Genomic DNA, 12,238 nt, shown 5'->3' on the forward strand with positions numbered 1-12,238 from the left:
GCGGAAATCGGAGGGATCACGGAGGTGACCAGTCGTATCCGTTGATGAACCAGCAGACGGCGACCCAGCCCACCTGCAGGGCGATGAACAGGGCGACGATCGCCACGCGGTAGACCCGGCTCCGCGGCAGGGCGAGCGCGCCGAGCAGGGGGAACAGCGGCATCAGCAGCCGGAACGTGCTCGACTGCGGGAAGAACACGGCGAGCAGGTAGAGCGAGTACGCGGCCACCCAGAACCGCAGGTCGACGCCGAGCCTCCGCACCGCCGGGGAGAACAGCAGGATGCCGAACAGCGCCACGATGACGACCAGCGCGGCCATGCCCACCCAGCCGGGGATGCCGAGCATCGCGCTCGCCCACCAGTCGGCCCCCTGGAACCAGGGCGTGAACGGCACCAGGTGCGTGTACCCGATGTACGCCGACCGCCAGGCCAGCTCGGTGTCGGTGTAGGCCGTGAGCGAGCCCGTCCCGATCGCGGCGATCGCCGGCCAGGCGAGTCCCGCGAGGCCGCTGAAGACGGCGAGCGAGACGCTGAGCACGCGCTCGCGCACCGGGAACGGGTCGTCGCGCCGCCGCATCCACCGGTATCCGACGTGCAGCACGAGGGCGAGGGCGAACGCGAGCCCCGACGGGCGCGTGAACGCCATCGCCAGGACGACCGGGAACAGCCAGGCGTATCGCCGCTCGACGAGCAGCAGCAGCGCGGTCACGAGCAACAGGATGTACAGCGACTCGGCGTACGCCACCTGGAACAGGGGCGAGACGGGCGCGGCGCAGAACAGGACGACCGCGAACAGGCTGGTCGAGGCGCTCAGGCCCACGCGGCGCATCAGCTGATGGAACACCAGGGCCGCCCCGGCGCCCGCCGCGAACGACACCAGCACCGCGGCCATCGGCCAGGGCAACCGAGTCAGGAACATGATCGCGTCGACGAGCCCCGGGTAGCCGGGAAGGAACGCCCACGCGTTCTCGGCGACGTGCACACCGTCGGTCGTCGGAAGGCCGGCGGGATAGCCGGAGCCGGCGACGATCTCGTACCAGCGCCCGTCCCACAGGTTCGCGAACGAGAAGTAGTCGGGCGACGCGCTCGTCCAGGCGTTCGCGCCCTCCGCGGCGGCGAAGCCCAGAAGGATCACGGTCGTGACCGCGCGCGCCCCCAGATAGATCAGGAGGACCCGCACCCACCACAGCGTCCACCACGGGCCGCGGGCGACCGCCCGGCCGCCCGCCGCATCCGGCAGCGCCGTGGAGTCAGCGCGCGCCGGCGCCGGTGAGCCAGGCACGCAGCCCCTCCTCGACCGCGACGATCTGCTCGACGTCGACGCGCTCGTCGTCGGCGTGCGCCTTCAGCGGGTCGCCGGGACCGTAGTTGACCGCGGGGATGCCCATGGCGCTGAACCGGGCGACGTCCGTCCACCCGTACTTCGGCTTCGCCACACCGCCGACCGCGGCGACGAACTCCTGCGCGAGGGGCGCATCCAATCCCGGGCGGGCGCCGTCTGCACGGTCGACGACCGTGATCTCGTAGTCGCCGAACAGCTCGTGCATGTGCTCGATGGCCTCCTGCGACGAGCGCGACGGAGCGAAGCGGTAGTTGATGTGGACCATGCACTCGTCCGGGATGATGTTGCCGGCCACTCCCCCGGAGATGCCGACCGCATTGAGGCCCTCCTTGTAGACGAGCCCGTCGACCTCGACCTCACGCGCCTGGTAGCCCGCGAGGATGTCCAGGATGGGCGCGGCCTTGTGGATGGCATTGTCGCCGACCCAGCCGCGGGCCGAGTGGGCGCGCAGGCCGTAGGTGCGCACTTCGACGCGGAGGTTGCCGTTGCAGCCGCCCTCCACGACGCCGTTGCTCGGCTCGCCGAGGATGCCGAAGTCGCCGACGAAGAGGTCGGGCCGGTTGCGGGCGAGGCGGCCGAGGCCGTTCAGCTCGGCGTTGACCTCCTCGTGGTCGTACCACATCCACGTGACGTCGACGGAGGGATCAGAGAGCTCGGCGGCGAGCTTCAGCTGCACGGCGACGCCGGCCTTCATGTCCACGGTTCCGCGGCCCCACAGGTAGCGGATGCCGTCGTGCTCCTCGAACCGCGTCGGCAGGTTGTTGTTGAGCGGGACGGTGTCGATGTGCCCGGCGATCAACGCGCGCCTGCCGCGGCCCAGGTCGGTGCGCGCGACGATCGCGTCGCCGTCGCGGATGACCTCCAGATGCGGCAGGCCGGTCAGCGCGGCTTCCATCGCGTCGGCGAGGGTGCCCTCCCCGCCGGAGACGGACTCGATGTCGCACAACTGGCGTGTGAGGTCGATGGACGAGGCGGTCAGGTCGAGGGGAACACTGCTGATCTGCACCCTACTAACCTAGGGGCATGCCCTCTGCCGTGCCTGAAAATTCCGCCGCGCCCCGCTCCACCGACGTCCGCTCCACCGACGTCCGTTCCGCCTGGGGCTACGGGCTCGCGACGGTGTCCGCCGATGGAACCGTGCTCGACACCTGGTTCCCCGAGCCCCAGCTCGGCAGGCTGCCGGCGGGCCGCGAGCGCTGGATCGCCCCGGCCGAGCTCGAGGAGCTTGCCGGCGACGACCCACGCCGCGCCGTGCGCGTCGACATCGTGACGGTCGAGATCGAACTGGATGCGCCACCCGCCTCCACGCCCGACGCGTACCTGCGCCTGCACCTGCTGTCGCACCTGCTCGTGCAGCCCAACGGACTCAACCTGGACGGCGTGTTCGCGCACCTGCCCACCGTCGCGTGGACGAACGCCGGACCGGTGAACCCGGCCGACCTCGACCGGCTGCGTCCGCGCCTGCAGCGCGCCGGCATCCAGGTCTCGGGCATCGACAAGTTCCCGCGGCTGCTCGACTACGTGACGCCGGAGCGCGTGCGCATCGCCGACGCGTCCCGGGTGCGCCTCGGCGCGCACCTGGCCCCGGGCACGACCGTGATGCACGAGGGATTCGTCAACTTCAACTCCGGCACACTCGGCACCTCGATGGTCGAAGGCCGTATCTCGCAGGGCGTCGTCGTGGGCGACGGCTCGGACATCGGCGGCGGCGCATCCATCATGGGGACGCTGTCCGGCGGCGGAACGCACCGCGTCTCGATCGGCGAGCGGGCCCTGCTCGGCGCGAACTCCGGCATCGGCATCTCGATCGGCGACGACTCGGTCGTCGAGGCCGGTCTCTACGTGACCGCGGGAACCAAGGTCGTGCTGGTCGGCGAGGCGCCGACCGCCGACGGCCGCCCCCGCACGGTGAAGGCCGCCGAGCTGTCCGGCCAGCCCGGCCTCCTCTTCCGCCGCAACTCCCTCACGGGAGCCGTCGAGGTCCTCCGCCGCAACGGCACCGGCGTGGAGCTCAACGCGGCCCTCCACGCCTAGCCCCGCTCCCCCCTTTCTCGCCTCCCCCTCCCCCCACCGTCGAGTCCGCAAACTTTGCACGCTCGCGCGGCGTTTCGCGTGCAAAGTTTGCGGACTCGACGGGGGGCTAGACGAGGGTGAGGACGGAGGCGGGATCGGCGAGGATGCGGCCGATGTCGGCGAGGAAGCGGGAGGCCTGCTCGCCGTCGACGATCCGGTGGTCGAACGTCAGCGCGAGAGTGAGCACCTGGCGGAGCGCGATGCCGCCGTCGTGCTCCCACGGCTGACGACGCACCGCGCCCACAGCGAGGATCGCCGCCTCACCGGGCGTCAGGATGGGCGTCCCCGCATCCACGCCGAACACGCCGACGTTGGTGATCGTGATCGTGCCGCCGCTGAGGTCCGCCGGGGCGGTCCGACCCGCCCGCGCGATCTCGGCGAGGCTGCGGATCGCGCCGGAGAGGCCGCCGAGCGTCATGCCGTCCGCGTCTCGGATCACCGGCACCATCAGCCCGCGCGGCGTCGCCGCCGCGATGCCGAGATGCACGTACTCCGCCTGGACGATCTCGTTCGCGGCATCGTCCCACCGGGAGTTGACCTCCGGTGTTCGCCGCACCGCAAGCAGCAGCGCCTTGGCGACGACGGCCAGCAGCCCCGGCCGCGCCTCAACCAGCTCGGGCAGCGCGCGCAGTCGCGAGATCAGCTCCATCGTCGGCGTCACGTCGATCGTCAGGAACACGGTCGCCTGCGGCGCACCGAACGCGCTCCGGACCATCGCGTCGGCGGTCGCCTTGCGGACGCCCCGGATCGGGATGCGCTTCTCGCGCGCTCCCGCATCCACCGTGGCCGCGCCGGCCGCTGTCGCGGAGCCGCTCCCCCGCTGTTCGGCGTACTGCTGCACATCCCCACGCGTGATCAGCCCGCGGTCACCCGAGCCGGCCACCGACGCCAGGTCGACACCGAGCTCGCGCGCGAATTTGCGCACCGGCGGGGTCGCGCGCGGGCGCTCGGCCAACGCGGTCGCCGTCGCGCCCGTGTTCGGGGCCGGCGAGGCAGCTGAGGCAGGCGCAGCCACACTCGTCACGGCCGTCTGGGCCGTCACGGCCGTCTGGGCCGTCTGGGCCGTCGCGACCGAACCAGCACCCGCCGCACTTCCGGCCACGGCCAACCCCGGCCGTGCCCTCCGCGCCGGGCGCGCACCCGACTCCGGCCGCGCGCCATAGCCGACCAGGGTCGGCTCGCGCCCGTCCGGCGACGCCGACGGACCCGTCTCCGACGCGGGAGCAGCAGGAGCCGCCGGCGCGTCCCCCTCCGACTCCCCCGCATCCACCTCGAACGCCACGAGCGGCTCGCCGACGGCCACCGTGACCCCCGGCTCCACGAACAGGCGGGAGACGCGCCCGTCGTACGGCGCGGGCAGCTCGACGAGCGCCTTGGCCGTCTCCACCTCGGCGATGATCTGATTGAGCTGCACGGTGTCACCGACGGCGACCTTCCAGGCGACCAGCTCCGACTCGGTCAGTCCCTCGCCGAGGTCGGGAAGCGCGAACTCGCGGACGGCCATCAGTCCTCCACCCCGCTCAGCGAGTTGGGCCGGTCCATGGCGCGGTCGATGCCGTCCAGGATGCGGTCCAGGTCCGGCAGGTGTGCGGACTCCAGGCGTGCCGGCGGGTACGGGATGTCGTGCCCGGTCACACGCACCGGCGCGTGCTCCAGGTGGTAGAAGCACCGCTCGGTGATGGACGCCGAGATCTCGGCGGCCAGCCCTCCCGACAGCGCCGCCTCGTGCGTCACCACGAGACGGCCGGTGCGCTTCACCGACGCGACGACCGTGTCGAGGTCGAGCGGCGACAGCGAGCGCAGGTCGATGACCTCTACCGACACGCCGTCGTCGCCTGCGGCCACGGCCGCGTCGCGCGCGAGCTGCACCAGTCCGCCGTAGGTGACCAGGGTCACGTCCGTGCCCTGCGCCAGCACCCGCGCTGTGCCCATCGGGCGCGCGTCGGCGAGCGGGGCGTCCTCATCCACGTCGCCCTTGGCGTGGTAGCGGCGCTTCGGCTCGAAGAACAGCACCGGGTCGTCCGACGCGATGGCCTGCTGGATGAGCGTGAACGCGTCCTGCGGATCGGACGGGCTGACCACTCGGAGCCCGGCGGTGTGCGCGAAGTACGCCTCCGGCGAGTCCGAGTGGTGCTCGGCCGAGCCGATGCCGCCCGCGAACGGCACCCGGATCACGATCGGCATGCGCACAGCGCCCTGCGTCCGGTAGTGCATCCGCGCGACCTGGTTCACGATCTGGTCGAATGCCGGATAGATGAAGCCGTCGAACTGGATCTCCACCACCGGCCGGTACCCGCGGTACGCCATTCCGACCGCCGTGCCGAGGATCCCGGACTCCGCGAGCGGCGAGTCCATCACCCGGCGCGGCCCGAACTCGGTCTGCAGGCCGTCCGTGACGCGGAAGACGCCGCCGAGCGTGCCGATGTCCTCCCCCATCAGAACGACGTGGTCGTCGGCGGCCAGAGCTCGCCGGAGCCCGGCATTGATGGCCTTGGCCATGCTCAGTGAGGTCATCGTCCGTCGCTCCCCACGAAGGTGCGCAGATAGCGCGAGTAGTGGTCCCGCTGGCGCGTGAGGCCGGTGTGCGGTTCGGCATACACGTTGTCGAAGACGGTGAGCGGGTCGGGGTCGGCGAGCGTGGTGATGCCCGCGCGCATCTCTGCCGCGACGGCGTCGGCCTTCGCGGTGATCGCCGCGCGGCGGTCGTCCGTGAGGGCTCCCTGCGCGACGAGGTACGCCTCCACCCGGGCGAGCGGGTCCTTGCCGCGCCAGGCGTCGAGTTCGGACGCGTCGCGGTAGCGGGTCGGGTCGTCGGCGGTCGTGTGCGGTCCCATCCGGTACGTCACCGCCTCGATGAAAGTAGGGCCGCCGCCCGAGCGGGCGCGGTCGAGCGCGGCGCGCGTCACCGCGAGCACGGCCAGCACGTCGTTGCCGTCGACACGGACGCTCGGCACGCCGAAGCCGGGCGCGCGGTCGGCGATGGGACGCTGCGCCTGCAGCGACACCGGCTCCGAGATCGCGTACTGGTTGTTCTGGCAGAAGAAGATCACGGGGGCCGCGTAGGTCGCAGCGAAGATCAGCGCTTCGTTCACATCCCCTTCGCTGGTGGCGCCGTCGCCGAAGTAGGCGACCGCCACCGCATCGGTGCCGTCGGCCTGGATGCCGAGCGCGTACCCGGTCGCGTGAAGCGTCTGCGCGCCGATGATCACCTGCGGGGTGGCCATGTTGATGTCGTACGGGTTCCAGCCGCTCTGGGTCGTGCCGCGCCAGACGCGCAGCAGGTCGACCAGGCCGGCGCCGCGGCAGTACGCGACGCCATGCTCGCGGTAGCTGGAGAAGACGAAGTCGTCGGTGCGGAGCGCGCGCCCGGAGCCGATCTGGGCGGCCTCCTGACCCAGCAGCGGCGGCCAGAGACCGAGCTCGCCCTGACGCTGCAGTGCGGTCGCCTCGGCGTCGATGCGGCGGATGACCTGCATGTCCTCGTAGAGCGCGAGCAGCTGGTCGGTTCCGATGTCGGAGACCCAGGCGTCGTAGCGGTCGTCCTCGTGCCGGACGCCGTCGGAGTCGAGGAGGCGGACGAGCCCGAGGTCGCTCATGCTGGTCTCGCGGAGGCCGTCCTCGCCGAGCCGGAGCTCGTCCATGGCACCGAGGTCCGTGTGGGAGCCGCCCCGACGGGTGGCGGGCTGATTGTCGATCGTCACGGTTCACGCAACCTTCACTCTCGCGCCCGGCCGACGCTGCTTGTGGCGCGCACGACCGGCTTCCGGCCCCTTCGCCGGAATTAGGTGGAAGGCTACGCTGCGCGATCAGCGCGCACAACCATCGGCGTGTCGACCGTGCAGGATGCACTATCCGGCCGGACGCGCTGCTGCTAGGTTTCACACTATGCGCAGCTTCGACAGCACCGACCGCCGCATCCTTCTGGCCCTCGCGGACGACCCCCGATCGACGAACGTGTCCCTCGCCGATCGGCTCGGCCTCAGCCGCAACACGGTCCAGGCGCGGGTCGCCGAGCTGGAGCGCAGCGGCGCGTTCCTGTCGTTCGAGCGGCGCATCTCCGCCCGGGTCGCCGGGTATCCGCTGGCCGCCTTCGTCAATGTGCACGTGCGACAGCAGCGGCTGGCGGCGGTCGTGGAGAGTCTCGCCGCCATCCCGGAGATCGTGCAGGCGCACGGGCTGTCCGGCCCGTCCGACCTGCTGCTGCGCGTCGTGTGCGTCGACGCGGAGGACCTCTTCCGCATCACCGGCATCATCCAGTCCACGGACGGCGTCGACCGCGCCGAGACATCCCTGGACATGGGCGAGCTCATCCCCTACCGCCTGCGCCCCCTCCTCACCCGCGACGCCTGACCCACGCCATCAGCTCCTGAGTTTTTCGGGTCGACACGCGGCATCCGGGCCGAAAAACTCAGGAGCTGATGGCGTGATTGCCGAGCCGGACGCACGAAGGCCGCGCCGACAGAGTCGACGCGGCCTTCGGTGAGGTGCGAGAGCTTACGCCTCGGCGGGAGCCTCCACGGGGGCGGCCTCGGCGGGGGCCTCTGCGGCCTCCTCCGCGATCACCGGGGCGAGCGACAGCTTTCCGCGGTCGTCGATCTTGGTGATCTCGACCAGGACCTTCTGTCCGACCCCGAGCACATCCTCGACGTTCTCCACGCGCTTGCCACCGGCGAGCTTGCGGACCTCGGAGATGTGCAGCAGGCCGTCCTTGCCCGGGAGCAGCGAGACGAACGCGCCGAACGCGGCGATCTTGACGACGGTTCCGAGGAACTGCTCGCCGACCTCCGGGTTGGTGGGGTTCGCGATCGCGTTGACCTGGGCGCGGGCCGCCTCGGCCGAGGGGCCGTCGGTGGCGCCGATGTAGACGGTGCCGTCCTCCTCGATGGAGATCTCGGCGCCGGTCTCGTCCTGGATGCCGTTGATCGTCTTGCCCTTCGGGCCGATCAGCTCGCCGATCTTGTCGACCGGGATCTGGACCGAGATCACGCGCGGCGCGGTCGGGGCCATCTCATCCGGACGGTCGATCGCGGCGTTGAGCACGCTCAGGATGGTGGTGCGGGCGTCCTTCGCCTGCTTCAGCGCGCCGGCGAGCACCGACGACGGGATGCCGTCGAGCTTCGTGTCGAGCTGGATCGCGGTGACGAACTCGCTGGTTCCGGCGACCTTGAAGTCCATGTCGCCGAGCGCGTCCTCCGCGCCCAGGATGTCGGTGAGCGCCGCGTAGCGGGTCTCACCGTCGACGACGTCGGAGATCAGGCCCATGGCGATGCCGGCGACCGGGGCGCGCAGCGGCACACCGGCGTTCAGCAGCGACAGGGTGGAGGCGCAGACGGAGCCCATCGAGGTGGAGCCGTTGGACCCGAGGGCCTCGGACACCTGACGGATCGCGTACGGGAACTCCTCGCGGCTCGGCAGCACCGGCACGAGGGCGCGCTCGGCGAGGAAGCCGTGCCCGATCTCGCGACGCTTCGGCGACCCGACGCGGCCGGTCTCACCGGTCGAGTAGGGCGGGAAGTTGTAGTGGTGCAGGTAGCGCTTGTGCGTCACCGGCGAGAGCGAGTCGATCTGCTGCTCCATCTTGAGCATGTTCAGCGTGGTGACGCCCAGGATCTGGGTCTCGCCGCGCTGGAAGATCGCCGAGCCGTGGACGCGCGGGATGACCTGCACCTCGGCGTCGAGCGGACGGATGTCGGTGAGGCCACGACCGTCGATGCGGATGCCCTCGCGGAGCACGCGGCCGCGCATGACGACCTTCGACACCGACTTGTAGGCGGCCGAGAACTGCGACAGCGTCTCCGCGGGCAGGACTCCCGCCTCCACCTTCTCGGTGAGGGCGACCTTGACGCGCTCCTTGAGGGCGTCGTCGGCGTTCTGGCGCTCGATCTTGTCGGCGATCTGGTAGACGTTCACCAGCTCGTCGTAGGCGAGGCCGGCGACGTTGTCGTAGGTCTCCTGCGAGTAGGGCAGGAACACCGGGTAGTCGGCGATGGCCTTCGCGGCCTGCTCGGCGATGACGTTCTGCGCGCCGACGAGCTGGCGGATGAACGGCTTGGCCGCCTCGAGGCCCTGCGCGACGATCTCCTCGTTCGGCTTGACCGCTCCACCCTGGATGAGGTTCCAGCTGTTCTCGGTGGCCTCCGCCTCGACCATCATGATCGCGACGTCGCCCTCGGAGCCGTCCTCGTTGGTGAGGACGCGGCCGGCGACGATGAGGTCGAACACGGCCTCCTTGAGCTGCTCGGCCTTCGGGAAGGCGATCCACTGGTCCTCGTGGGTGCCGTTGCCGGGGATGAGCGCGAGGCGCACACCGGCGATCGGGCCGGAGAACGGCAGACCGGAGATCTGCGTGGATGCGCTGGCCGCGTTGATGGCGAGCGCGTCGTAGAACTCGTCCGGAGCGATGCTCAGGACGGTGATGACGATCTGCACCTCGTTGCGGAGGCCGTCGACGAACGACGGGCGCAGCGGGCGGTCGATCAGGCGGCACACCAGGATCGCCTCGGTGGAGGGGCGGCCCTCGCGCCGGAAGAACGAGCCGGGGATCTTGCCTGCGGCGTACGAGCGCTCCTCGACGTCGACGGTCAGCGGGAAGAAGTCGAAGTTGTCCTTCGGGTGCTTGCTGGCGCTGGTCGCGCTCAGAAGCATGGTCTCCTCGTCGAGGTACGCGGCGACGGCGCCCTGCGCCTGCTGGGCGAGGCGTCCGGTCTCGAACCGGACGGTACGGGTGCCGAAGCGGCCGTTGTCGAGAACGGCTTCGGCGAATTTGATTTCAGGACCTTCCAAGAGGTCTGTCTCCTTTGTTTAACGTCGCTGTCCCGTGTGGACGCGACTGTCATTCAAGGAGCAGGAACAGGCAGTTCGACACGTCGTGTGTACGCGGCATCCCATGCGGATCGCGTGGGCTGAGCCCGTCTGGCCATCAGTAGAAATACACGGTTGCGGGCCGCTCTCGCTGCCACCGCATCCGGATACCACCACCGAGGACCAGCTCCTGCCAGCCTGCTCCGGGTTCCTTCTCGGTATTGAGTTGGATGGACGGCGCTCGGCCGACCACCAGCATCCTATCAGTCGCAGCCCATGCCAGGATGGATGGAGGCCGTCAGCGAGCCGGGACGAGGGGGATTCCGATGGGCGAGACACCACGGTCGGCGGGCGCGTCGACTCTTTCGGGGGATGCGCTGCTGCCCGCCGTTCCTGGAGCGGCGATCCTCATCCGGGTGCGCCGGCTCATCAGTGCGACCGCGCTCGTCGCCGTCGGCTATGGCTTCCTGTCGAACGGCTTCCGCGCTTTCTGCCCGGGCGCAGGACCCGCGGCCGACAGCTGCGTCAGCCTCCAGCTCCACCCGAGCCCGTTCGTGTTCGCGGCACTCGCCTTCGTGGTGTTCGTGGCGATCGGACGCGTGCTGCGGCGTGCTCGCACCGAGGCGGACGCCCTCCGCATCCTCGATCGCGCTGCGCTCGTCGGCACCGCGATCGCCGGGGTCAGCCTGCTGATCGGCGTCGTATGGTTCGGCCTGATCCCGCTGGAGTCGTGGAACGGCACCGCGACGTACTTCTTCCCGTTCCCCTTCGCCTCCGTCGACCTGACGGTGACGCCCGCCTCCTGACCCGTCGCCGCTCAGAGCGCCAGCGTCGCGCGCGCGGCGTCGGTGAGCGCCCGGCCGTAGGACGGCCCGTAGCCGGCGGCGTGCACGGCGAGGGGATGCAGCTGGTGCAGCGGGATGCGGTCCCGCCAACCGGCACGCAGCGGCCGGGCGTCGTCGTAGCCGGCGACGATGTCGTCGAGGTGCGGTGCGCCGAAGAGCGCGAGCATCGCGAGGTCGGTCTCGCGGTGGCCGCCGTGCGCGGCCGGGTCGATCAGCACGCCGCCGCGCGCGTCCCAGAGCAGGTTGCCGTTCCACAGGTCGCCGTGGATGCGCGCGGGCGGCTCGTCGTCATCGAACTCCCCCGACTCCACGCGCTCCACGGCCGAACGGATCACCGGCAGCTGGTCCGTGGTGACGCTCCCGGCATCCACCGCGATCTCCAGGTACGGCCGCACGCGGTCGCGCGCGTAGAACCGGCCCCAGCTGGTCTCGTGCGAGATGGGGAGCGGGCGCTTTCCGATGAACAGCGGGCCGTCCCAGCCGTCCGGTGGCGCGCCGAACGCTGCGGCCCCGGCCGCGTGCGTCAGCGCGAGCCCGGCGCCGAACGCCCGGGCGGCCTCCCCGGTCGCGCGTGTCTCGCGGATGCGCTCCAGCTCGATCCGTCCGGGGCCCACGGACGCGACGCCGACCACGCGCGCTCCCCCGTCCGCCTCCGGTTCGCCGAGCCAGCGGAGCCCGGCGGCCTCCGCCTCGAAGAACCCGTCGGGGGCGTCCGCCCGCTCCTTTGTCACCGTCTCCACGCGGCCACCCTACGACCGTCACGGACTGTGGGAAGGAGGAACGCGATCCCGACGCCCACGAGCGTCCCGAGCGTGTTCGCGAGCAGGTCGCTCGGGTCGCTGAAGCGCGCGGGCAGGAACAGCTGCACGAACTCGATGACCAGCGTCGCGACGACGCCGATGGCGACCGCGAGCCACCAGCGCCAGCGGCCGAGCAGCAGGGTGAACAGCAGCCCCATCGGCACGAACAGGAGCACGTTGGCGGAGAACTCGGCCACGGCGTAGTCCACCCAGCCGAGACCGGGAACCGCCGACACGAACCGCAGCACCGACCGCAGGACCGGGTTGCCCGCAGGGTTCCCGGGCGCCGGGTTCAGCGTGATCCACGCGACGACCGCCAGGTAGGCGACGGTGACGGCGGAGAGCACGGGACGGCGGCGCATCCTCCTATGCTGGCG

Annotated in this window: 11 protein-coding genes; 3 read left to right on the top strand and 8 right to left on the bottom strand. The window is 71.0% G+C overall.

From position 1 onward, the window contains the following. Positions 1 to 16 precede the first annotated feature (16 nt). Positions 17 to 1,282, bottom strand: a complete 1,266-nt coding sequence (locus tag H284_RS0103310) for a putative hexosyltransferase (protein ID WP_020075141.1) — start codon at positions 1,280 to 1,282, stop codon at positions 17 to 19. Further along, positions 1,251 to 2,348, bottom strand: coding sequence for a succinyl-diaminopimelate desuccinylase (dapE, locus tag H284_RS0103315; RefSeq protein ID WP_020075142.1), 1,098 nt, complete (start codon positions 2,346 to 2,348; stop codon positions 1,251 to 1,253). Before dapE ends, H284_RS0103310 begins: the two co-directional genes overlap by 32 nt. Positions 2,349 to 2,365: 17 nt before the next feature. Between dapE and dapD the strand changes: the two genes are divergently transcribed. Beyond that, complete coding sequence (dapD, locus tag H284_RS0103320) at positions 2,366 to 3,376, top strand: 2,3,4,5-tetrahydropyridine-2,6-dicarboxylate N-succinyltransferase (RefSeq protein WP_020075143.1); 1,011 nt, start codon at positions 2,366 to 2,368, stop codon at positions 3,374 to 3,376. A 106-nt stretch (positions 3,377 to 3,482) separates the two neighbouring features. Here dapD and H284_RS0103325 read toward each other — a convergent pair whose 3' ends face one another. Genes H284_RS0103325 through pdhA form a run of 3 tightly spaced genes read right to left on the bottom strand, consistent with a single transcriptional unit; the run spans position 3,483 to position 7,056 of the window. Continuing rightward, positions 3,483 to 4,919, bottom strand: coding sequence for a dihydrolipoamide acetyltransferase family protein (locus H284_RS0103325; protein ID WP_020075144.1), 1,437 nt, complete (start codon positions 4,917 to 4,919; stop codon positions 3,483 to 3,485). Next, positions 4,919 to 5,929 carry an alpha-ketoacid dehydrogenase subunit beta gene (locus H284_RS0103330; RefSeq protein ID WP_029042801.1) on the bottom strand — a complete coding sequence of 337 codons (1,011 nt, stop codon included), beginning with the start codon at positions 5,927 to 5,929 and terminating at the stop codon, positions 4,919 to 4,921. Before H284_RS0103330 ends, H284_RS0103325 begins: the two co-directional genes overlap by 1 nt. Then, positions 5,926 to 7,056 (bottom strand): pyruvate dehydrogenase (acetyl-transferring) E1 component subunit alpha, encoded by a 1,131-nt coding sequence (gene pdhA / locus H284_RS0103335; protein ID WP_502685486.1) that lies wholly within the window; start codon positions 7,054 to 7,056, stop codon positions 5,926 to 5,928. The genes H284_RS0103330 and pdhA overlap by 4 nt, the downstream gene beginning before the upstream one ends. Positions 7,057 to 7,300: 244 nt before the next feature. On the opposite strand from pdhA, the gene H284_RS0103340 reads away from it, so the two are divergent. Continuing rightward, complete coding sequence (locus tag H284_RS0103340; RefSeq protein WP_018190453.1) at positions 7,301 to 7,765, top strand: Lrp/AsnC family transcriptional regulator; 465 nt, start codon at positions 7,301 to 7,303, stop codon at positions 7,763 to 7,765. Positions 7,766 to 7,909: 144 nt separating this feature from the next. Here the strand turns inward: H284_RS0103340 and H284_RS0103345 are convergent, their stop codons facing one another. Next, positions 7,910 to 10,198, bottom strand: coding sequence for a polyribonucleotide nucleotidyltransferase (locus H284_RS0103345; RefSeq protein ID WP_020075147.1), 2,289 nt, complete (start codon positions 10,196 to 10,198; stop codon positions 7,910 to 7,912). 344 nt (positions 10,199 to 10,542) lie between these two features. Between H284_RS0103345 and H284_RS0103350 the strand changes: the two genes are divergently transcribed. Continuing rightward, positions 10,543 to 11,022: a hypothetical protein gene (locus H284_RS0103350; RefSeq protein ID WP_020075148.1), complete on the top strand. Its 480-nt coding sequence runs from the start codon at positions 10,543 to 10,545 to the stop codon at positions 11,020 to 11,022. Between the two features lie 11 nt (positions 11,023 to 11,033). On the opposite strand, the gene H284_RS0103355 is transcribed toward H284_RS0103350, so the two are convergent. Both H284_RS0103355 and H284_RS0103360 read right to left on the bottom strand, forming a co-directional pair. Beyond that, positions 11,034 to 11,792, bottom strand: coding sequence for a fructosamine kinase family protein (locus H284_RS0103355; RefSeq protein WP_020075149.1), 759 nt, complete (start codon positions 11,790 to 11,792; stop codon positions 11,034 to 11,036). After that, positions 11,789 to 12,223 (bottom strand): VanZ family protein, encoded by a 435-nt coding sequence (locus H284_RS0103360; protein ID WP_020075150.1) that lies wholly within the window; start codon positions 12,221 to 12,223, stop codon positions 11,789 to 11,791. The genes H284_RS0103355 and H284_RS0103360 overlap by 4 nt, the downstream gene beginning before the upstream one ends. Between the last annotated feature and the right edge of the window lie 15 nt (positions 12,224 to 12,238).

The sequence above is a fragment of the Cryocola sp. 340MFSha3.1 genome (assembly GCF_000383315.1).
GTDB lineage: Bacteria > Actinomycetota > Actinomycetes > Actinomycetales > Microbacteriaceae > Leifsonia.

Bases quoted from the DNA above. Each gene is read 5' to 3' on its own strand.
- H284_RS0103330 (WP_029042801.1), bottom strand. From the start codon at position 5,929: ATGACCTCACTGAGCATGGCCAAGGCCATCAATGCCGGGCTCCGGCGA.
- pdhA (WP_502685486.1), bottom strand. From the start codon at position 7,056: ATGGACGAGCTCCGGCTCGGCGAGGACGGCCTCCGCGAGACCAGCATG.
- H284_RS0103325 (WP_020075144.1), bottom strand. From the start codon at position 4,919: ATGGCCGTCCGCGAGTTCGCGCTTCCCGACCTCGGCGAGGGACTGACC.
- H284_RS0103360 (WP_020075150.1), bottom strand. From the start codon at position 12,223: ATGCGCCGCCGTCCCGTGCTCTCCGCCGTCACCGTCGCCTACCTGGCG.
- H284_RS0103350 (WP_020075148.1), top strand. From the start codon at position 10,543: ATGGGCGAGACACCACGGTCGGCGGGCGCGTCGACTCTTTCGGGGGAT.
- dapD (WP_020075143.1), top strand. From the start codon at position 2,366: ATGCCCTCTGCCGTGCCTGAAAATTCCGCCGCGCCCCGCTCCACCGAC.
- H284_RS0103340 (WP_018190453.1), top strand. From the start codon at position 7,301: ATGCGCAGCTTCGACAGCACCGACCGCCGCATCCTTCTGGCCCTCGCG.